The 20,657-nt window shown below is 64.4% G+C and carries 19 protein-coding genes and 2 pseudogenes; 11 read left to right on the forward strand and 10 right to left on the reverse strand.

Annotated elements, in window-relative coordinates; genetic code table 11:
* Positions 1 to 55: 55 nt before the first annotated feature.
* Positions 56 to 361, reverse strand: coding sequence for a hypothetical protein (locus AC5Y2L_RS11895; protein WP_499939781.1), 306 nt, complete (start codon positions 359 to 361; stop codon positions 56 to 58).
* A 1,325-nt stretch (positions 362 to 1,686) separates the two neighbouring features.
* Entirely contained in the window at positions 1,687 to 2,694 is a 1,008-nt protein-coding gene (locus tag AC5Y2L_RS11900; protein ID WP_499939783.1) for a hypothetical protein, read from the reverse strand.
* A 153-nt stretch (positions 2,695 to 2,847) separates the two neighbouring features.
* Between AC5Y2L_RS11900 and AC5Y2L_RS11905 the strand changes: the two genes are divergently transcribed.
* Positions 2,848 to 3,624, forward strand: a complete 777-nt coding sequence (locus tag AC5Y2L_RS11905) for a cutinase family protein (RefSeq protein WP_499939804.1) — start codon at positions 2,848 to 2,850, stop codon at positions 3,622 to 3,624.
* Positions 3,625 to 3,711: 87 nt separating this feature from the next.
* Here the strand turns inward: AC5Y2L_RS11905 and AC5Y2L_RS11910 are convergent, their stop codons facing one another.
* Positions 3,712 to 3,912: a YegP family protein gene (locus AC5Y2L_RS11910; RefSeq protein WP_499939785.1), complete on the reverse strand. Its 201-nt coding sequence runs from the start codon at positions 3,910 to 3,912 to the stop codon at positions 3,712 to 3,714.
* A gap of 74 nt (positions 3,913 to 3,986) precedes the next feature.
* The gene (locus AC5Y2L_RS11915; RefSeq protein ID WP_499939787.1) at positions 3,987 to 5,597 is read right to left on the reverse strand and encodes an alkaline phosphatase family protein; all 1,611 of its coding nucleotides are present in this window, start codon (positions 5,595 to 5,597) and stop codon (positions 3,987 to 3,989) included.
* A 300-nt stretch (positions 5,598 to 5,897) separates the two neighbouring features.
* Between AC5Y2L_RS11915 and AC5Y2L_RS11920 the strand changes: the two genes are divergently transcribed.
* Positions 5,898 to 6,302 carry a RidA family protein gene (locus AC5Y2L_RS11920; protein WP_499939789.1) on the forward strand — a complete coding sequence of 135 codons (405 nt, stop codon included), beginning with the start codon at positions 5,898 to 5,900 and terminating at the stop codon, positions 6,300 to 6,302.
* Here AC5Y2L_RS11920 and AC5Y2L_RS11925 read toward each other — a convergent pair.
* The gene (locus AC5Y2L_RS11925) at positions 6,254 to 6,607 is read right to left on the reverse strand and encodes a DUF952 domain-containing protein (protein WP_499939791.1); all 354 of its coding nucleotides are present in this window, start codon (positions 6,605 to 6,607) and stop codon (positions 6,254 to 6,256) included. The genes AC5Y2L_RS11920 and AC5Y2L_RS11925 overlap by 49 nt on opposite strands.
* Positions 6,608 to 6,735: 128 nt before the next feature.
* Here AC5Y2L_RS11925 and AC5Y2L_RS11930 point away from each other — a divergent pair, with 128 nt between their 5' ends.
* Positions 6,736 to 6,921: a DUF7455 domain-containing protein gene (locus AC5Y2L_RS11930; protein WP_499939793.1), complete on the forward strand. Its 186-nt coding sequence runs from the start codon at positions 6,736 to 6,738 to the stop codon at positions 6,919 to 6,921.
* Between the two features lie 64 nt (positions 6,922 to 6,985).
* Positions 6,986 to 7,960, forward strand: a complete 975-nt coding sequence (locus AC5Y2L_RS11935) for a YihY/virulence factor BrkB family protein (RefSeq protein ID WP_499939794.1) — start codon at positions 6,986 to 6,988, stop codon at positions 7,958 to 7,960.
* Here the strand turns inward: AC5Y2L_RS11935 and AC5Y2L_RS11940 are convergent, their stop codons facing one another.
* Positions 7,961 to 8,200, reverse strand: a complete 240-nt coding sequence (locus AC5Y2L_RS11940; protein WP_499939796.1) for a DUF3039 domain-containing protein — start codon at positions 8,198 to 8,200, stop codon at positions 7,961 to 7,963.
* Between the two features lie 72 nt (positions 8,201 to 8,272).
* Here AC5Y2L_RS11940 and AC5Y2L_RS11945 point away from each other — a divergent pair, with 72 nt between their 5' ends.
* The 3 genes from AC5Y2L_RS11945 to ideR all read left to right on the forward strand — a co-directional run bounded on the left by AC5Y2L_RS11945 (position 8,273) and on the right by ideR (position 10,729).
* Entirely contained in the window at positions 8,273 to 8,689 is a 417-nt protein-coding gene (locus AC5Y2L_RS11945; protein ID WP_499939806.1) for a DUF3099 domain-containing protein, read from the forward strand.
* Positions 8,690 to 8,912: 223 nt separating this feature from the next.
* The gene (sigB, locus tag AC5Y2L_RS11950; RefSeq protein WP_499939807.1) at positions 8,913 to 9,911 is read left to right on the forward strand and encodes a sigma-70 family RNA polymerase sigma factor SigB; all 999 of its coding nucleotides are present in this window, start codon (positions 8,913 to 8,915) and stop codon (positions 9,909 to 9,911) included.
* Between the two features lie 125 nt (positions 9,912 to 10,036).
* Positions 10,037 to 10,729: an iron-dependent transcriptional regulator IdeR gene (ideR, locus tag AC5Y2L_RS11955; RefSeq protein ID WP_067238074.1), complete on the forward strand. Its 693-nt coding sequence runs from the start codon at positions 10,037 to 10,039 to the stop codon at positions 10,727 to 10,729.
* Between the two features lie 81 nt (positions 10,730 to 10,810).
* Here ideR and AC5Y2L_RS11960 read toward each other — a convergent pair whose 3' ends face one another.
* Positions 10,811 to 11,869, reverse strand: coding sequence for a DUF4192 domain-containing protein (locus tag AC5Y2L_RS11960; protein WP_499934661.1), 1,059 nt, complete (start codon positions 11,867 to 11,869; stop codon positions 10,811 to 10,813).
* Between the two features lie 111 nt (positions 11,870 to 11,980).
* Here AC5Y2L_RS11960 and sthA point away from each other — a divergent pair, with 111 nt between their 5' ends.
* Positions 11,981 to 13,387, forward strand: a complete 1,407-nt coding sequence (sthA, locus tag AC5Y2L_RS11965) for a Si-specific NAD(P)(+) transhydrogenase (protein WP_499935019.1) — start codon at positions 11,981 to 11,983, stop codon at positions 13,385 to 13,387.
* A 6-nt stretch (positions 13,388 to 13,393) separates the two neighbouring features.
* Here the strand turns inward: sthA and AC5Y2L_RS11970 are convergent, their stop codons facing one another.
* The 3 genes and pseudogenes from AC5Y2L_RS11970 to AC5Y2L_RS11980 form a co-directional block, all read right to left on the reverse strand.
* Positions 13,394 to 14,137: a trypsin-like serine peptidase gene (locus AC5Y2L_RS11970; RefSeq protein ID WP_499934662.1), complete on the reverse strand. Its 744-nt coding sequence runs from the start codon at positions 14,135 to 14,137 to the stop codon at positions 13,394 to 13,396.
* A gap of 61 nt (positions 14,138 to 14,198) precedes the next feature.
* Positions 14,199 to 14,933 (reverse strand): annotated as a pseudogene (locus AC5Y2L_RS11975) (NHL repeat-containing protein); the annotation flags it as partial.
* Positions 14,934 to 15,398: 465 nt separating this feature from the next.
* Positions 15,399 to 15,500: pseudogene (locus AC5Y2L_RS11980) on the reverse strand (DUF2510 domain-containing protein); the annotation flags it as partial.
* 183 nt (positions 15,501 to 15,683) lie between these two features.
* On the opposite strand from AC5Y2L_RS11980, the gene AC5Y2L_RS11985 reads away from it, so the two are divergent.
* The 3 genes from AC5Y2L_RS11985 to AC5Y2L_RS11995 all read left to right on the forward strand — a co-directional run bounded on the left by AC5Y2L_RS11985 (position 15,684) and on the right by AC5Y2L_RS11995 (position 20,521).
* On the forward strand, positions 15,684 to 16,508 hold the full coding sequence (locus tag AC5Y2L_RS11985; protein ID WP_499934663.1) for a DUF2510 domain-containing protein: 825 nt from the start codon (positions 15,684 to 15,686) through the stop codon (positions 16,506 to 16,508).
* Positions 16,509 to 16,519: 11 nt separating this feature from the next.
* Positions 16,520 to 17,632, forward strand: a complete 1,113-nt coding sequence (locus AC5Y2L_RS11990) for a protein phosphatase 2C domain-containing protein (RefSeq protein ID WP_499943953.1) — start codon at positions 16,520 to 16,522, stop codon at positions 17,630 to 17,632.
* Positions 17,633 to 17,977: 345 nt separating this feature from the next.
* Positions 17,978 to 20,521 carry a protein kinase domain-containing protein gene (locus tag AC5Y2L_RS11995; RefSeq protein WP_499934667.1) on the forward strand — a complete coding sequence of 848 codons (2,544 nt, stop codon included), beginning with the start codon at positions 17,978 to 17,980 and terminating at the stop codon, positions 20,519 to 20,521.
* The last annotated feature ends 136 nt before the right edge of the window (positions 20,522 to 20,657 follow it).

Genomic DNA, 20,657 nt, shown 5'->3' on the forward strand with positions numbered 1-20,657 from the left:
CGCTTGAAAGTGGCCCTCCCTCAACGCTTTTCGCGCTCGGAGTCGGCCCAACCGGTCATCGGTAGTGATTCGTAACCCGACCGTCCGCGTTGCAGCTAACCACCTTTCCGCAGGCCTGACAGCGCACCATGAAATCGGTGAAGCGCTGGTGGGTGCTGAACGGATCACCTGCGCCTTCGCCGTACTGGCCGTAACCATGATTCCCGCTGCCTGGGCAGAGAGTTTTTCCCGGCCCCGGACTGGTCGGTCCTTCGGGGATTTTCATGTGTCCTGATCGCACCGCCAACACGATGATGCCAATCACTACGGCAGTGACCATGATCGCGAACACAGCGAACAGGAAGAGCGCAATAAGAATCATTGTTGGTCCCTAGCGGTTGCCGTCGAGAGCACGAGACCGGCTGTGTTCTCCAAAAGCGTCGATCCGAGGATACGACCTGCGCGATTGTTACGTCGGGATTTGCAAAACTGCCGGTCGATTGCACTCCTGCCCGCAGCCGGGCTCTCGTCCGCTGCAACTACGGCGTTTGGATGACGCGGCCGCCGCAAGGTCGGCCTACCGGCTGATCGAGTTGCTGGGCCGCGCGGCATGGGCGAGGGAAGCCTTGTCCTGGTCCTCGTCAGCGCAGATACGGCCTCGGGTTTGGGAGACCCAGGCAAGGGTGTTGTTCCCCGATGGATGGACTCAGTCCAAAATATTTGCCGCTACAACGCTAGTCAGTGTCCTGCGATGGCCCGCCGCGATAAGCCGCGATAAACGTAGCAATCGGTGACATGATAAGCGGATGAGCGGACAAACCTGCTGGGGTTGCGGCCTTGAAACCCGTCGCTCGTACGGTGGGTGGCCCGATCGGCATCCGTGGGTCGCGTCAACGTTGGCGGCACTGGCGAGGTTCGCCGACCTAAGCGAACAGCATCCGACCGCCGCGATGGCGTTGGTGGTGCCGGGCACGCTCATCGGCTTTGCCGCGATCGCCACGTACCCATTCGTATTCGTGCCGCTGGTGCTTCTCCTAGGTGTGGCTTTCGTGGCGTCAATAGCCAATGAAGGAGCCAGGCGAAACCCAGCCTGTTGGCGCGAAGACTGCCCAGTCATGACCCCAAAGGCATAAACGCGACCGTCACCCAGGTGACCGTCCGCACCAGCCGCCGGCTCGGCGAAAATGCCGGGGTTGAAAGGGGCGGTGCCACAACGGATTCGCACACAAAGTGCATTGACCATTGTTTTGCTGGTCAGTTCAATTGCGTACTAGCGCCGTGCAGGCTGATTTGCCCCGAATTCAACCGATGCTATTCTCCGAATTTGCTCGCACTCGTGGCTCGGAGGTTCAACGAACATGGCCGTCAAACAAGGGTTCGTCGCAGCCGCCATGCTCGCCGGCCTAGCTGTCGGTACAGCTGGCAACGGGTGGGCTGAGACGACGATGAGCGGTCCCTACACTGCGATAGATACCAGCTCGGCAGGCCGAAGTACCACTGCCACTTGGAACTTCACACCCTGCGGCGACGAATGCGCGAACGTCGACCTTGGCAACGGGCTTGCTTCGCAAGCGCACTTCACGAACGGTCAGTGGGTAATGGACGTAGCAGGTGACACGGCCGACTGCGGTGACGGTACCCAAGTTCCCAGCGCCCAGGACATTCACTATTCGTGGGATGCCAACACGCTTGCGGGCACAGCTAAAGTCACCTACACGGTGGCAGCGTGCGGACACGGAACCGGGACTTGGCGGCACACCATTCAGTTGAGGCAAGCGGCCTGACGCAATAGTCGCGTCGCGCGACATTTAGTGGTTGGCGCGCTTGCTTGAGCGGATGCAGTCCGATTCGGCTGAGTGGCAACGACTTCAGGCTACGTAGGCATGGTCCGACGGATTCAGGCCGGGCGCTCCAATCCCGCTCGGGCCTGGTCGATTGGTCGTACGCATACGCCACCATCTCTGCGGTGGCCATCGTTTCACCCTTGCGCGCAAGCGATTCGTAGGCCGCCTCACCGAGCACATCGCGCAGGTGAGCGATCGCGGTGCCGAACTCTGCCATGTGGGGAAGACCGGCGAGCGGGTTCCTGACCGCGAAAGCGGCGATGATGGCCGCCGGCTCGTAGCGTCCGAGCCGGTCTAGAAAAGCGGCAAGAAATCCGAGGGGGGCGCCGATCATGTAGGTGTTACCTGCGTCGTGAAAGTTGCCGATCGCCAGCGTGAAGAGGTCAAAGGCGGCCCGCGGGTCGCCGTGCTCGGCCTCCAGGCGGGCCACCTCGTAGGCGCCCGTGGACACGACGAAGCGGTTACCGCTGTCTTGGGCGATCTCCAGGCCACGACGCATGACAGCGAGCGAGCCGACGGGGTCCGTGTCATGGGCGACCATGCCGTGGGCGAGGATCGCCCAGGCATGCACATACGGATTGCCGGTCGCCTCGGCGGCGTCGATCAGACCGTTCGCTGCTGCCATCGCGTCGTCCTGGGAGCCGGTAATCGACAGTGCGATGACCAGACACGTCCTGGTGGGTGTGTCGTCGTCCGGACTGCCCGCGAGCTGCGCGCGGCAACACCGAATCCACCCTTCCGTCTGGCCGACAGCAACATACGCCGCGCCAATGAATCCTTTTGCGCCGTAAGGGATGTGGTCGCTTCCATCGCCAATCGCCCGCTCGGCGGCCTCGGTATAGCGAAGTGCCGAATCGATGCGGCCGGTCACAAAGCAATTCGACGCCAGCACACACAGAGCCGTGAGCCGGGGGTGGCCGACGGCGCGTGCCGGCTCGATGAGCTCCTCGGCCCAGCGGACACCCACGCAGAATGCCACACCGGACACCGTTACAGTGCCCATAAGTCGTGGTTTAGTGATCACATGCATGGATACCGTTGCAGCAGGGTTGCACGTCACATCTCTCGTTTGCTTGCTCCTGCGGTGGTCGCGGTGTGGGGGGTCAGCGCTTCGGTTCTCGCGTCGGCAATCCCTAATGCCTCCGCCGATCCGTGTCCGGACGTTCAAGTGGTGTTCGCGCGCGGCACCGACGATCCTCCTGGCGTCGGCCCGACCGGACAGGCATTCATCGACTCCCTGCGCCCCCGCGTTGGCGCAAGATCGTTCGACGTCTATGCGGTCAACTACCCCGCAACCTTTGACTGGACAAACGCGGGCCTCCAGGGCATTCGAGACGCGGGCGCGCACGTCGTCTCGATGGCGCACGACTGCCCCAACACCAAGATGGTCCTCGGCGGTTATTCCCAAGGCGCGGCCGTAATGGGCTTCGTCACCTCAGCGTCCGTACCGAACGGGATCGATCCGGCGACGGTACCCAAGCCGCTGGACCCCGAGGTGGCGAACCACATCTCGTCGGTCGTGCTCTATGCACTGCCGAACGAGCGGGCGATGAACTTTTTCGGCGAGCCGCCAGTCGTCATCGGGCCGCTCTATCAGCCCAAGACCATCCAGGTATGCGCTCCGGAAGACCCGATCTGTACCGACGGAATGAATTTCCGCGCACACGACACGTATTCGAGCAACGCGGCTGTGATCGACCAGGGCGCGGCCTTCGCAGCCAGTCGCCTCGGCGCAGGTCCTAACGCACCGGCGACTGCCGTCGCGTCTCCATCTTCTCCGGACGGAGGCTTTGGCACGTAGCCCCTGACGGGTTTGTTGGGCAGCGGGGCGCTTTCAACTGCGCACGCCAAGCGAATTCCCGGCGCGCGAGGGTGACCGAGGACAGCGCTAGTTGTGCGCGGGCTGCGGCTGCGTCAGGTCTACGACGTTGGCGGCGGGAGCACTGGTCTTCACGGACTCAATGCCCTTTTCGGCGCTCGCCTTGGTCTCGTAGCCCTGACTGACGGCGATGATCTCGCCGTTGGCTGCCTTGAGGTGGAACCGGAACTTTCCGGATTTGTCCTTGCTGATCTCGAATTTGGCTGCCATGGCAGTTCTTCCTGTTCGTCGACCCCGAACATGGGTCACGTTACGCCTGGACGGCCCGCAGGAGAAGGCTCGTGTCAGGGCCAGTAGTCGTTCATCGGTTGGGCGAATTTGTCGTTGTTGGTGAGCCGGGGAAGTTGGAGCGAGTCTTCGATGGTGCGTAGCAAGCTGTAGTGGTTGTTGTAATGGCCTGCGACCAAATGCCCCTGGCGCATACCGGAATTCGGTGACGCGATGACGATCATGGGAACATGGTTGCCTTGGTTGCCGATGCCCAGTGACAGGTTGTTGAAGTCCTCGTCCCAAGTGATGAAGACGGCGCTGCGCTGTGTTTGGAACGCGGGCGAATTCAGGATGATGGGCAGCGTATCGGCGAGGAACTTATCGCCAGCCTTGATGTTGTATTGATGATCCGTGAGCAGGCTGATGATGAATTCGAGGTTGATCGGGCCTTCCATGTTGTGGTTTTCGTCCGCAGCCCACCACACATAGCTCGGTGTGGTCGCGGTCGAGGCGAGATCGGTGGCCATCCGCTCCAGCGGCAACACATGTGCCTGGCAGCGAGCGGGATTGGCGACTATGTCATGAAAGGCGAGAAATGGTAGTTCACCGGGGCTGTAGGGACCCGAGGACCGCGTGAAACACGGTGACGGCATGGACTGTTCGTAGCTGGCCCAGCCCTTGCCCGCTCGCTCGATGTTGTCGACCAGGTTGGGCTCGTCGAAGCAGTCCAGCTCGCAGTTGTAGTTGAAGCCGAAGTCCGATCCGCCCAGGATCGGGTAATAGTTCGGAATGCTGGGATGGGTTTGCGCGTAGTAGTTCGCCCCGTATCCGTAGTTGTCGATGAGACCGTTGATGTATGGCGCATTGCGGCTGCCCCGAATGTCTTTGACGCCATGGTTCTCCAGATAGATCATGAACACGTGGTCGAGGGGGCCGACTTTGGACGCCGGTGGCTCCGGCGGCGGTGGAGCCGGCAGTGGAGCGCCCACCGTGAACGAGATGTTGTCGGCGTAGGCATTGTTGTAGCTGCCGAACACCGGGTTGCTGTCTTTGAGGGTGACGACCACACGGGCACTTTGGGTGCCGACGGGAATCGTCCCGGTGGTTTCACGTGCGAGGAGCCCGGTTCGCAAACGTCGATCAAGCACCGTGACCGGCCCAATCTTTCCGCTGCCCACCTGTGTTTGGTTTGCGTCCAGGAAGGTGACCGTCACCGTCGCTGCGGATGGGTCTTCCAGGAAGCCTCCCAGCCATCCACTCAGCCGGTAGGGCACGGCGCCGTTGGCGGGCAAGCCGCGCAAGTCGACGGTTTGGGTGAGGGTGGAGGTGGCCACATTTCCACCGCCGAAGAACTGTACCGCCCCGTCCGGAGGCCCGTTCTGGGCGCGCGGAAATCCCAGGGCCGCAGGCAAAGTCGGCCCGGGAGTCCCGAGTGGCCACGGCAGCCGGCGCAGGGTTCCATACTTGATCACGGTCGGTGTGCCGGTCACGGCCCAGCCCGGGATGGACACCGAACTGTATCCGGACAACGACGGGTCGCCGAGCTCGGCGCCCGGGTTGACCAACAAATTCGGGCTCTGCATCTCAAAGGGGTCGACGGCCGATGCCGGCCCGGTGTCCGTGGAGAAGACCAATAGAGCAGCCGCCGCAAGCGCGCCAACCGCACGACAACAGCGAAAGAGCATCAGGCAATCACCTCTGTGGTCGACACGCTGCGCATTTGCTCCGTCGATGGTGGCCCACCCACCGCTGTCCACCTATGTTGTTGCGCAAACTGATACCGAGCGGATGCCTTTCGGTGACCGCGTCGTTGATGCGATTGCAGCCGAAATCGTGTAGTGGCCTCGCACCGACCGATGACCACCGCAGTACTGCTGATCCGCCAGTGTTGCTGCGGGACATCACTTCCCGTGGTTGACCCGGATGAGTAATCCGCTGCCGAAAATTCTGCTGCGCCGACGATCGCGTCGACGTAGTGTCACCACATGCCAGCCAGTCGCCGAAACATCCCGTCGGGATCCGACTTCGAATCGGTCGTCGGTTATTCGCGTGCGGTACGGGTCGGTCCGTACGTCGCGGTGGCCGGGACCACCGGTAGCGGTGAGGATTTCACCGCCCAAACCCGAGATGCTTTGCGCCGCATCGAGGTTGCCCTCACCCAGGCGGGCGCGACGCTGTCCGACGTGGTCCGTACTCGCATCTTTGTGACCGACATTTCCCGTTGGCGGGAAGTCGCACAGGTACACACGCAGATTTTCGGACAGATACGTCCGGTGGCGACCATGGTCGAAGTGTCCGCGCTCATCGAGCCCGGCCTGCTGGTGGAAATCGAAGCCGACGCCTACGTGTCGGCTAGTGGCGGGAAGCTGCCGTCGGGCGCCGGCGAGTAGGAGGTGACCTTGATCACCGCCCTTGCCGGCAGCGCGCCGTACAGATGCGGGAACAGCATCGACTCGGGGTCCGTCGCAACTCCCGGTTCCCAGCGGACCGGTGCGCCGAGCGCCGTCGGGTCGATATAGAGCAGAAGCAGGTCTGTGCGTCCGCGGTAGAGCCGATTGGCCGGCAGATGCACCTGGCCCGGAGTCGATAGGTGCACAAACGAGCCGTCCGCTGCTGGCCGAAGTTCGCCGTCACTGCCGACGCGCGACCACTCCTCGACCGGGCATAAGTGCACAAGTACGCGGGCGGACGGCATAGTAGCCAGCTTGCCTGACCGGCGGCGGTGAAATCCGTGAGAAACGACACACCTGATAACGCGCGGGGAACAAGGCGAAAACCCCGAACGTCTGACACAGTTGAAGACACGCCAGAAACGGAGACGCCATGAACGCAACTCTGACCAGTCCCGAACTGACTAGAGCTGACCGCTGCGACCGCTGCGGCGCAGCCGCGCGCGTCCGTGCCAAGCTGGCTTCCGGTGCCGAACTGCTCTTCTGCATGCACCACGCGAACAAGCACCAAGCGAAACTCACCGAGCAAGCCGCCGTGCTCGAGGTGAGCGGAAGCTGAATTTTTCAAACTCATCCGCCACCGAGTGGGCTGCACTGCCCGTCATCGGTAATGCTGGATGGGTATGACTGACCAAGTCGCCAAGCCCTCCCGTCATCATGTGTGGCGAATAAGCAAAAGGGCGCTATCGAAAAGCTGGGATGACTCGATCTTCTCGGAGTCCGCGCAAGCGGGCTTCTGGTCGTGTCTGTCCCTGCCGCCGCTGCTGTTGGGAATGCTGGGCTGCCTGGCCTTCGTCGCCCCGCTGTTCGGCGCCGACACGCTGCCTGCCATCGAGAAGACGTTGGTCACGACCGCCCACAGCTTCTTCGCTCCCAGTGTGGTCAACGAGATCATCGAGCCGACGATCCGCGACGTCACCAAACATGCCCGCGGCGAGGTGGTGTCACTGGGCTTCGTCATCTCGCTGTGGGCGGGGTCGTCGGCAATCTCGTCGTTTGTCGACTCGGTCGTCGAAGCGCATGATCAGACGCCGCTGCGTCATCCGGTGCGACAACGATTCTTCTCTTTGTTTCTCTACGTGATCATGCTGGTGTTTCTGGTGGCAACCGCGCCGCTGGCGGTCGTCGGACCCCGCAAGGTGGCTGAGCACATCCCCCCGGCCTTGGGCAACTTCCTGCATTACGGCTATTACCCGATGCTGATTGTCGGCCTGATGTTGGGCGTGATGGTGTTGTATCGCGTATCGCTGCCGGTACCACTGCCGTCGCATCGGCTGATCATCGGCGCCATCTTCGCGACCGGGGTGTTCGTGACCGCCACGCTGGGGTTGCGGTTCTACCTGAAGTGGATCACCAGCACCGGCTACACCTACGGGGCGCTGGCCACGCCGATCGCGTTTCTGTTGTTCGCGTTCTTCGGGGGCTTCGCGGTGATGTTCGGCGCCGAGCTCAACGCCGCAATTCAGGAGGAGTTCCCTGCGCAGGCCACCCATGCCCACCGGTTGCGTCGCTGGCTGGTCGCGCGGGTGCGTCGGGAAGAGGAGTACCACCCTCCCCCGTCACAGGACAACGTTGCCGCGGCAGATCAACCGACGTGATCAGCCCTTCTTGAGCCGGTCGTAGATCTGCTTACACTCCGGGCACACCGGCGAACCCGGTTTGGCCGCCCGGGTGACGGGAAATACCTCCCCGCACAACGCGACAACATGACTGCCCATGACGGCGCTTTCGGCGATCTTGTCCTTGCGGACGTAGTGGAAGTACTTGGGCGTGTCGCTGCCGGTCCCGTCGTCGACGCGTTCGTCGGTATCGGTGCGTTCGATCGTCTGGGTCTGCATACCTGACATTGTGCACTGGTCGAGCTGCAGCTGATCGACGTGGCGAAACCGAATGAGCACCGAATCGATCTGGTGTGGGAGAGTGAAGAGATGAAGCGCGGTTCCGACCAGGGCTTCGACGACGACGGCAGGCCAGTGCTGATCACCGCCGCAGCGCCCTCGTATGAGGAAGAGCACCGGGCGCGGGTACGCAAATACCTGACCCTGATGGCGTTTCGAATTCCGGCCCTCATCCTGGCCGCCATTGCGTACGGCGCGTGGCACAACGGTCTGATCTCGCTGCTAATTGTGGCGGTGTCGGTGCCGTTGCCGTGGATGGCTGTGCTGATCGCCAACGACCGGCCGCCGCGCCGCGCCAACGAGCCTCGTCGGTTTGACCGAGTGCAGCGACGGACACCGCTGTTCCCGACGGCTGAGCGGCCCGCCCTGGAGGCACGGCCACACCCGGCCGGGCACCCCTTCCGTCCGGGTCCCGACGACCTGGGTTAGCCATCGCGGCCGGTCGGCGCGCTCAAAGTTTCTCCAATTGCGCCCGCTCGCCACACTTCTCAGGACATTCTCAGGTCCACGGCACATTTCCGCACGTCAAGGCGTGTGAGATCACAGGGGCCTGGGAACTCTCCGTAGAGGTTTGTCGTTAGACCACATGACAACACAAGCCAATCGGGAGGGCGCAATGGCTGATGCAGCCGCAAGGGGTGCCAACGCCGCCATGAGGGGGGCCAACGCAGGCATCAAGGGGGCCGACCCCACGACACGGGCCACCGCGAGCCGAGTTGATAACGATCTTGATGCGCAGAGCCCCGCGGCGGATTTGGTACGCGTGTACCTGAACGGCATCGGCAAGACGGCGTTGCTCAACGCCGCCGACGAGGTCGAACTCGCCAAGCGCATCGAGGCCGGGCTGTACGCCGAGCACCTGCTCGAGACGCGTAAGCGCCTCGGCGAGAACCGCAAACGCGAGTTGGCGGCTGTGGTGCGCGACGGTGAGGCGGCGCGCCGCCACCTGCTGGAAGCCAACCTGCGGCTGGTCGTGTCGTTGGCCAAGCGCTACACGGGCCGGGGAATGCCGTTGCTGGACCTCATCCAGGAGGGCAACCTGGGCCTCATCCGCGCGATGGAAAAGTTCGACTACACAAAGGGATTCAAGTTCTCGACGTACGCGACCTGGTGGATCCGGCAGGCCATCACCCGCGGCATGGCCGACCAGAGCCGAACCATCCGGCTACCGGTGCACCTGGTCGAACAGGTCAACAAGCTGGCGCGGATCAAGCGCGAGATGCATCAGAATCTCGGACGCGAAGCCAGCGACGAAGAGCTCGCGGCCGAATCGGGCATCCCGATCGAGAAGATCAACGACTTGCTCGAGCACAGTCGCGACCCGGTCAGCCTGGACATGCCGGTCGGCTCCGAGGAAGAGGCCCCACTGGGCGATTTCATCGAGGACGCCGAGGCGATGTCGGCAGAGAACGCCGTGATTGCCGAGCTGCTGCACGTCGACATCCGCAGCGTGCTGGCCACACTCGATGAGCGTGAGCATCAGGTCATCCGGCTGCGCTTCGGCCTGGACGACGGCCAACCGCGCACGCTGGACCAGATCGGCAAGCTGTTCGGTTTGTCCCGCGAGCGGGTGCGTCAGATCGAGCGGGACGTGATGTGCAAGCTTCGCCACGGCGAGCGCGCCGACCGGCTGCGCTCGTATGCGAGTTGACAGCCCCGAGCTAGGTAGCAGACAGTATGCCCGCCGCATCGCGGCGGGCATACTGCTTGCCTAGGACGCGTTGGACCCATTCACGCAGCTGGCCAAGTAGACTCAGCGTCAATGGAGGGTGCTGGATGAACGAGCTGGTCGATACCACCGAGATGTACCTGCGGACCATCTACGACCTCGAGGAAGAGGGCGTGACGCCGCTGCGTGCCCGGATCGCCGAGCGGCTCGACCAAAGCGGGCCGACGGTCAGCCAGACGGTATCCCGGATGGAGCGCGACGGGCTGCTGCATGTGGCCGGCGACCGCCACCTGGAGCTCACCGACAAGGGCCGCGCGCTGGCGGTCGCGGTGATGCGCAAGCACCGCCTTGCCGAACGGCTGCTGGTCGATGTCATCGGTTTGCCGTGGGAAGAAGTGCACGCCGAGGCCTGCCGGTGGGAGCACGTGATGAGCGAGGACGTCGAGCGCCGGCTGGTCAAGGTGCTCAACAACCCCACCACCTCGCCGTTCGGCAACCCGATTCCGGGTCTGCTGGACTTGGGCGTGGGTTCGGAGTCCGATGCCGACGGCGTCAACCTGGTCCGGTTGACCGAGTTGCCCGCCGGATCGCCCGTGGCCGTCGTCGTGCGCCAGCTAACCGAGCATGTGCAGGGTGACATCGATCTGATCACCCGGCTCAAAGACGCCGGCGTGGTGCCCAACGCGCGCGTGACCGTCGAGACCAGCCCTTCGGGTGGCGTGACCATCCTCATACCCGGTCACGAGAACGTCACCCTGCCCCATGAGATGGCGCACGCCGTCAAGGTCGAAAAGGTCTGACCCGAGCCCGCGCCACCAGACGCAAAATCCCCTGAATCAGAGCTGATTTAGGGGATTTTGCGTCTGTTCGGCAGCCCAACGCTAGCCTGCGCGCCGGCCGAACGCCTGACGCGGCGGCAGCCGCACACCGAGTCGCCTGGCGAGCCGATAGCCGGTGAGCGCGAGTTCACGGATGCGCTCGGGCCGCACGCCCGACTGCAATGCCGTGTCCAGCATGCCCGCCATCCGATGGTCGGGGTCGCAGCGCAAGGCGGCCTCCAGCGACATCCCGGCCAGCGGCCCGTCGCCGCGGGCGTACGCGCTGAAGGCCAGCAGCACCAGCGCCTCAACCCGCCACGGCTGCGGCAGCCGTCGCGCCAGCACGGCCCACAGCGCCTCGGCTTCAGCGGCGTTCTCGCCGACCGCAAGGGAATAGAGGATGTCGCGCACCTGGCCGTCGGTCAGCATGCACCCTAGTTCCGCCGACTCCGCGTCGGACAGCGACTGGCCGCCGGCGACCCGGACCGCGGCGGCCATCACCTGCTCGATGTCGGTGCGGCAGCGGCCCTCCGGATCCGCGCGATAAGCGCTCTCGCGCACGGCCGCCTGCTGCTCGACGGCGCCAGCCAATGCCGCGCTGCGCGCCGGATCGTCGACCGCGATGACGGCCTGCAGGTCCGCGCGCCGCGGATAGAGGCGGCGGCCGTCCAGCACGGCCGCCGCCGCCAGCGGAGACGCCGACGGGTCGTCGATCAGCCCACCCCTACCGCAACCGTCTACGCAGCGCCAGCGCCCGCCGCGGGCCACCCGATCTACCACGTGCGCAGCCCACAGGACCACCCCATGTTGCAAGAGCGCGTCCGCAAGCCTCTCGCATAGCTCCCGGTGGTCGTCGTTGCAGCACGGACACTGCGCGCCCTCGGCGTCGACGATCACCGCCACCGCGGCCTCGGGCTCGGCCGCCGCGGCTACCTCGGCCAGGTGCTCGATCCGGCCCGGCAGCTCGTCGGAGAGGTCGACGCGCAGTACCGACCCCAGTTCGCCGCCGTCCATCGACACCAGGACCAGCGATTTCTCCGGCACAAAGCCGAGGACGGCGGGTAGCGCGGCGATCAGCGCCGCGGGACGGTTGAGTTCAAAGTCAGGTCGATGCTTCGTCATAGGCACCAACGTGGCAACCGGCACCGTCAGCCTGCACTCGCACAGTGAGATTGAGCTGTCGTCTGTGGAGAAAGTCTCGACTGTGGGCTCTATCGTCTATGCATGGGTTCGATGCAGGAGTACGACATCGTCGTCATCGGGTCGGGGCCCGGCGGACAGAAAGCCGCCATCGCCGCGGCCAAGCTGGGTAAATCCGTCGCCATCATCGAACGCGGCCGCAGCCTCGGCGGTGTCTGCGTCAACACCGGCACCATCCCCTCCAAGACCTTGCGCGAGGCGGTGCTCTACCTCACCGGGATGAACCAACGCGAGCTCTATGGGGCGAGCTACCGCGTGAAGGACCGCATCACTCCCGCCGACCTGCTGGCACGAACCCAGCACGTGATCGGCAAGGAAGTCGACGTGGTGCGCAACCAGTTGATGCGCAACCGCGTCGACTTGCTGATCGGGCACGGCCGGTTCGTGGACCCGCACACCATCTGCATCGAAGACCCGGGCCGCCGCGAGATGACCACCGTCACCGGCGATTACATCGTCATCGCCACCGGCACCCGGCCGGCGCGACCGTCGGGCGTCGAGTTCGACGAACAACGGGTGCTCGACTCCGACGGCATCCTGGATCTCCGGTCGCTGCCGTCGTCGATGGTCGTGGTCGGTGCCGGCGTGATCGGCATCGAGTACGCCTCGATGTTCGCCGCGCTGGGCACCAAGGTGACGGTGGTGGAAAAGCGCGAAACGATGCTGGACTTCTGCGATCCCGAGGTGATCGAGGCGCTCAAATTCCACCTGCGCGACCTGGCGGTGACGTTCCGGTTCGGCGAGGAAGTGACCGCGGTCGACGTGGGCGCCGCGGGCACCGTCACCACGCTGGCCAGCGGCAAGCAGATTCCCGCCGAGACGGTCATGTACTCCGCGGGACGCCAGGGTCAGACCGACCACCTCGACCTGCAGAACGCCGGCTTAGAGGTCGAGGGGCGCGGGCGGATCTGGGTCGACGGGAGCTTCAAGACCAAGGTCGATCACATCTACGCCGTCGGCGACGTCATCGGGTTCCCGGCACTGGCCGCGACCTCGATGGAACAAGGCCGCCTGGCGGCCTACCACGCTTTCGGCGAACCGGTTGACGGCATCACCGAACTGCAGCCGATCGGCATCTACTCGATTCCCGAGATCTCCTACGTCGGGGCCACCGAGGTGGAACTGACCAAGAACGCGATCCCCTACGAAGTGGGCGTGGCTCGCTACCGCGAATTGGCCCGCGGCCAGATCGCCGGCGATTCCTACGGCATGCTCAAGCTGCTGGTGTCCACCGACGACCGCAAGTTGCTGGGCGTGCACATCTTCGGCACCAGCGCCACCGAGATGGTGCACATCGGGCAGGCCGTGATGGGATGCGGCGGCACCATCGACTACCTCGTCGACGCGGTGTTCAACTATCCGACGTTCTCCGAGGCCTACAAGGTCGCCGCGCTGGATGTGACGAACAAGATGCGCGCGCTCAACCAGTTCCGCCGCTGAGCCGAGTCAGCAGCCGTCGTCGTAGCCGGTCGGCGCCTTGTCACCGGGCCCGCCGGTTTCGGCGCGCGCCAGCAGCTGCTTGATGTGCTCGTCGAACGGCGCCGAGTACGAGATGTCAGCCTGACAGCCGCCGCCTTCCGGGCCGCCGATCACCGCCGTCACCGTGCTGCCGGTGACCCAGGGCGCGCCGCTGGTGCCGCCGACCAGCCCGTCACATGCCAGCGACGGAAAGCCGCCTGGGGTCATCGCGGTAATGCCCTGGCAACTGATCGGCGAGCCACCGGCCCCCGCCGGATAGCCGGTGACCGTCACGCGGGTTCCGGGCGGCGGCGTGGCGCCCAGCGTCAGCGCGGCCCCCGCGTGCGCCTCCAACGACCCACCGTGCTGATTGCTGACCCGTGCGATCGCGTAGTCGGCACGAGGATCCTTCTTGGCGATCCAGCGCGAATCGAGGTAGACCTCGTCAACCCGCCACAGGTCGGCCGGCTCGACATTTCCGGAGAAACCGGGGGCAAAACTGGCCTGGAAGCCGCCCAGCAGGCAGTGTGCGGCGGTCAGCATCAGGTTCCCGCTCGCGGAGTGCAGCACCGAACCCGTGCACACGTGTACCTTGCCGTCGTTGAGGAAGATCGCGCCCACCCGCGGGTCGGGCGGCGCTGGCTCCGCGGCGGGATCCTCGCCCGAGGGGTCGCAGGCCAGCACCATGGTCAGGCTTACCAGCGAACACAGCAGTACCGTCGGGATGCGCATCGTCTCTCATCATGCCCGCCTTCGGTCGCGATCCGGTTGGCTGAGGCAACGCGCGGCCGCCTCATCCTGAGCCCAGTTTCACCACCCGATTGTTGCTGGCGTCGGTGACGTAGGGGCTGCCGGCGCTGTCCACCGCAACACCGGAGGGGCGGTTGAGCCCGGTGAAGGGCAGCACGGTTGGGCTACTCGAGCCGGCCGCCAGCTTCACCACCCGATCGTTGCCGCTATCGGCGACGTACACGTTGCCGGCGCTGTCGACCGCGACGCCATCCGGTTTGTTGAGGCCGCTGATCGGCAGCACGACCTCAGCGGACGAGTCTGGCGCCAGTTTCACCACCCGGTTGTTACCGCTGTCCGTCACGTAGATGTTGCCGGCGCTGTCCACCGCCACACCGGTCGGTTTATTCAGGCCGGTGAAGGGCGGCACGGTTGGACTGGTCGAACCCGTCGTCAGCTTCAGCACCCGGTTGTTTCCGCTGTCGGTGATGTAGACGGTCCCGGCGGTGTCCACCGCCACGCCGTGGGGACGGTTGAGCCCGGTGAAGGGCAACTCGATGGTGCTGCTCGAGCCCGCCGCCGATTTCAGCACCCGATTGTTTCCGGAGTTGGTGACATACACGAAGCCCGCGGCATCCACCGCCACGCCGGTCGGGCTACCCAGACCCGTGAACGGCAACTCGGCCGCGCGGCTCGCCACCAGTTGCAGCACCCGACCGTTACCGGAGTCGATGACGTAGACCGCCCCGTCGCTGCCCACCGCCACCCCGGTGGGGCGATCCAGTCCGGTGAACGGCAGAACCACGACTGACTCGGCAGGCGGAGTCGAGGGTGTGGTTTGCCCTGACGGCCTCGCTGGTTGCGTGGTGTGCTCCGAAGTCGGTGCCGCGGCGCTGGTGGCTGTCATGTCCGTGCCGGGACGATCGGTGCCAACTGACCTGCCGCCGCCGCCGGTCAGCACGAACTTGTACACCAAGCCAGCGGCCAGGGCTAACACCGCGATGAGGGTCACGACGACGATCGGGATCCGGGATCGCCGCGGCGAGTCTTGCTCGGATTTCTCCGAAGGTGATCGGTTTGGCTGTTGATCCGACGGTGGCGACGACGGAGGCGTAGGCGGGGGCCCTGGGGCGGATGGAACTGGGGCGGACGGAACTGGGGCGGATGGAACTGGGGCGGATGGAAGCCGCTGGCCCGGCACCGTCGGCGAATGCGCCAGCCCCGGCCGGTGCGGCGGTGTCGAGGGGGCGGAGCGCGGGACCGGCTTTCGCTGACGATGCGGCGTCCAATCTTGACCGTCCCAGTAACGTTGTGCGTTCGCGTCGAGCGGGTCGTCATACCAGCCTGGCCGGTCGGGCGTCGTCACAAAGATGCTCCCGGTTCGAGGAATGATGACGGCACTTTCGAGGTCATCTGAATCCGCCTAGAATCCGTTAAGAATTTTCCAAGGCTTTCGTATCAAACTTTGCACGATCGGCCGAGACGAACGGTAGCAACTAAGAATCCCCGCCTTCGGAGATCCTGGGCATTTCCGGCAGAGAGAGCGAACATGACCAGTCAACTACCGCCAGCCGGTTGGTACCCGGACCCCAGTGGCCAGCCGGGCCAAATGTATTGGGACGGCCAGGGATGGCATAGCGGCGTGTCCGCCCCCACCGCGAGTGCCCCAACCATGGTGAATCCCTTCAACGTTGCGCCGGGTCCGGCGGCCGAGCCCAGGGGTTCAATTCTTCCGGTCTATTTTGTTGCCGACGAGTCGGGTTCGATGGGACGCAACATCGGTGAGCTGAATGACGGCTTGTCATCGCTGCATGACGCGCTGCAGCGAGAGTCGTTTGCCGCAGCGAAGGTGCGGTTTTCGGTGATCGGTTTTTCCGATACGGCATTCACCTACCTGGAACCCGCTGATTTGCGGTTACTTCAGGGAATGCCGGTGCTAAGTGCCCATGGGATGACGTCGTACGCATCGGCGTTCGATCAGCTCGCGTACCGGATCAGAGTCGACATTCCCGGACTGAAGGCCCAAGGGTATACGGTGCATCGGCCGGCGGTGTTCTTCTTGACGGATGGTCTACCCAACGGACATGAGGATTGGCGGTCGGTTCGGTCCAATTTGTTGGCCCAGCCCGCAGCGCCGAACATCCTCGCCTTTGGGATCGGCGATGCCGATGCGGCGACCGTAGCGGAGTTGGCCACCAAGCCGCACTTCGCTTTCGTCGCTGCCCGTGGTGTGGATACCGGCGCGGCGATCTCGGAATTCCTGACCTCGCTGACGCAGTCGGTGATCAGTTCTGGGCAGGCGTTGGCGACCGGCTCTGCCGAGTTGCAGTTTGAGAGACCAGAGGGATTCACCTTGGCCGTGGACGTCGTCTAGGGCTGGCATCGATGGTCGGGTGGCGCAGTCGAAAACACGGCAGGCCATACGATGACGAACCAACCGCTCCGCTGGAATTGCCCACGGTCCAGGCAACGCCGTCACATGGTGGGTTGATCGCGGTCAACACCGGCCCTTCGTCATCCGGAGCGTCGGGTGTTGCCCCAGTCATCGGTGCCGTCGCTGTCCCGCAGATCGTCGTCGGATCACCGTCCCCGGCGACCGAACCCGCACCGATCGGAGCGAGTTTTCGTTCGGTGCCATTTCATCCCGATGTGGTCATCGACGGGTGGTCCACCGACGTCATGACCCTGCGTGGAGTGTCGCAACGCGGGCATTTGCATCGCTACAACGGCGCGCCCCGCCAGGATGATTTCGCAGCCCATCACCTGCCCGACGGACGGGTGATTGTCCTTGTGGCCGATGGTGTTTCGCAGGCACCGCAATCGCACATCGGCGCCAGCGTCGCCACCAAACAAGCCGCCGAATGGCTGCACACTCACCTCAATGAGGTCACCGCCGAGACCGACTGGATAAGCCTGTTCAGAAGCACTGCGTGGGCGCTGATCGAACGAGCCCAAGGCCTACTGGAACTTGGAGCGCCGGATCCGCTGCGCGCTGAGGAGCAACTCGCGACGACCCTGGTGTGTGCGGTGATCGAGCCCATCGGCCACGCAACCCTGCGCGCCCACCTGACTAGTGTGGGTGATTCGGTTGCATGGCGGCTGTCCGCCGGCCACTTCGTCCAGATCCTGGGCGGCAAGGCGGTGCCAACCTCAGGGGTCGCGTCGTCGGCGGTCGTGGGCCTGCCGCGGGTGCCCGCCGATGTCGTACCCGTGGTGGTCGAGATCGCCGATAACGACGTGTTGTTGATCGGTACCGACGGAATCGGCGACCCCCTGGGCGCCGGTCAAGGTGGCGTGGGCAATCTGCTGCGGGAATTGTTGGACCAACCCAAGCCGCCTTCGCTTATCGAGTTCGCTCACGCTGTTGACTTCAGCCGCGAAACCTTCGACGACGACCGTACTTTGGTCGCCATATGGCCCAAAAGAGAGACACCGCAAGAGATCCCGGTAATAGCCCAACGGCCTGAGACGCCCAGCGGCTTGAGGCCGCTGCGATGACGTCGAGGATCGTTGCTGAGACAAAAATCGTTGCGGCACAAGCGCATCTGAGCTCCCCAGAGCCGGAGATCGGTAGCCCCAAAAGGTCGAACCGTCACCCGGTGTTTACCGGAAATCCGATGGTGAAAGATGTTGGCGCCGTAGCGAATCTTGTTATGCCCCAACCTCGTCGAGTTTCGACGGTGCACCAGCATCCGCTAGCCGATGCATTTCACACGCAGTAGGCCATCTGACACCAATCCGTCTGCCGCGGGCATGGCTGGCTTTCGGTTTGGCGAATCGGCGATGGTTTGGGGTGCGAGTGGGTAGCATTACCGGCCTGAGGTGCGGGCAGGGAGGCCGCCGGTGGACGAGGTGGTATTTGGCCGGTACCGGCTGATCGCGCTGATCGGCGAGGGCGGCATGGGCAAGGTGTACAAGGCCCATGACAGCGTGATCGGCCGTGATGTCGCCGTCAAGGTCTTGCCCAGCGAGCTAAGCGCCGAACCGGGCTATCGGGAACGGTTTCGCCGCGAGGCCCATATCGCAGCCCGGCTGACCGAGCCGCACATTGTCCCGATTTACGACACCGGCGAAATCGAGGGCCAGCTGTATCTGGTGATGCCGGTCATCACCGGCACCGACCTACATGCCCTACTGGCCCGCGACGGTCCGATGGCCCCGCAACGCGCCGTCCACGTGATCGAACAATTGGCTGCGGCGCTGCAGGCGGCGCACGATGTCGGGCTGGTGCACCGGGACGTCAAACCGTCCAATGCTTTGGTGAGCGTCGACGACTTCACGTATCTGATCGATTTCGGCATCGCCCACGACGCGACGGCCACCAAACTCACCCAGACCGGCACCATGGTCGGCACCTTTGCCTATATGGCCCCCGAGCGCTTCACCACCGGCACCACCGATCCCCGCGCCGACGTCTACTCGCTGGCCTGCGTGCTGTTTGAGTGCCTGACCGGTACCCAGCCCTATCCCGCAGACAATATGGAACAGCAGATCGCCGGGCACCTGACCGTGGACCCGCCGAAACCCAGCATCTTGCGCCCTGCCGTCCCCGCCGGCTTCGATGCGGTGATCGCCACCGGTCTGGCGAAAAATCCCGACGGTCGTTATCGAAGCGCAAAGGAATTGGCCACCGCCGCCCGCCAAGCGCTCCCCAATGCCCCGGCTCCGAGCCATCCCCCGCACCATCCTGATAACCAGATGCGGCAACCGGCCGAAGGCTATGGCGGCCGGCGACGGAGCGGCGACGCCGCGCCGCCCCCCGGGCAGCGCGAGACACCGGCCAAGGCCCGCCAAGTGATCGAACGCGAGAGGCTCGGAGTCCTGACCAAGATCGGTCAGGGCGGCCAAGGGGTGGTCTATCGGGCGCCCAACGTCAAGACCAAGTTCGCGACCTCGATGGTCTACAAAGAATACAAACCCCAGAACCGCGCGCAGATCGACTTCACCACGCTGGCCGCAATGCCGGCGCTGGTCGAAGAATCACTGACCTACGCGCAAGCCGAACGACTGATCTCGATCGCGGCCTGGCCGTGCGCGATCGTCGAAAACCACGGCAGCCCAATGGGTTTCGTGATGCCGGCGATTCCCGACGAATTCCTCATCCAGCTGACCACGGTCAAAGGCGTCTCCACCAGCACCGCCGAATTCCAGCACCTGTTGAATCACCCGACAGTGCTGGTGGCCCGCGGCATCACCATCGACGACGCGCAACGCTATACGCTGCTGCGCGAGGTCGCGTCCGGGCTGGCGTTCTTGCACAAGCACCGAGTGTGCGTCGGCGACATCTCACCGAAAAGCCTGCTCTTCTCCCTCAGTCCGCGCGAGGCCGTCTACTTCATCGACTGCGACGCCATGCGCATCAACGGTGTCTCGGCGCTGCCCCAGGTGGAGACACCCGGCTGGAACGCGCCCCCGGGCGAGGAGCTGGCCACCATCTACTCCGACACCTACAAACTGGGTCTGCTGGCGCTTCGGTTGCTCACCGGCGACCACGACACGACCAACCCACACCACCTTCCCCCCACCGCCCCGGCGCTGCTGCGCCAAGTCATCACCGACGCACTAACGAAGCCATCTCACCAACGGCCACTGCCCGAAGCCTGGAAATACGTGCTGACGAGCGCCGTGAAGCAAGCCCAACTTCAGCCGTCGACAACCACACCAGATCCCAAGTCACCCGGTGCCGCACCACCACCGCCACAAATACCGGTCGCGCGTTCCCGACCCCCCTCGTATTCCGTACCGCCGCCGGGCCCATCAGGACCGCCATCAGGGCCACCGCCGTCCGGCCCGTTCCCGATCAGCGCGCCGCCGCCGCATACACCGACAGCGCCAACCCGCTCGGCAACCGGCATCGGACCCCTCATCGCCGTCGTCGCCGTCGTCGTGATCGCGGTCATCGCGGTGATCATCGGGATTGTGGCAGTGCATGCGGCCAACGGCCGCACCAGCGCGTCGACAACCCCATCCACCTACCACGAAACGACTTCCTCTCCCACCGAATCCCCCAGCTTCAGCCCTACCTACCGGCCATCGCCTACATACAGCTACACCACCCCGCAGCCGACGATCACCACGTCTTCTCCTCCGCCGGACCTGTACATCGCCATCGCGAGCGCAGGTATCGACGGGTGGGGCTGGGCGCAATCCAATATCTCCGGCGACGACGCGATAGCCAAGGCGATCGCACGGTGCAAGCAGTCCAATCCCACCCTGGTCTGTACATGGAGGTCATGGAGAAAGAACGGCTGCGTCGCGCTCGTGAAAGGCAACAATGGCGGTCTGTTTGGCGGAAACGGGTCGTCGCAAGCCGAGGCCGAACAAGACGCATTGAACGAAAGCCATGGCGGGCGAGTCCTGACCTGGGCCTGCACCTCGGCATCCTGATCAGCCGATCCCCGGTTCGTCCACGACGCTGCGGCGGTGGGACCGACTGGCCCCCCGCTGATCGAGTTGGTGAATTCGACGTGAGTTGGCTGTGCGGGTGGGTAGCATTACCGGCCTAGCTGCGGGCAGGGAGGCC

It is taken from the genome of Mycobacterium sp. NGS66 (assembly GCF_059812225.1).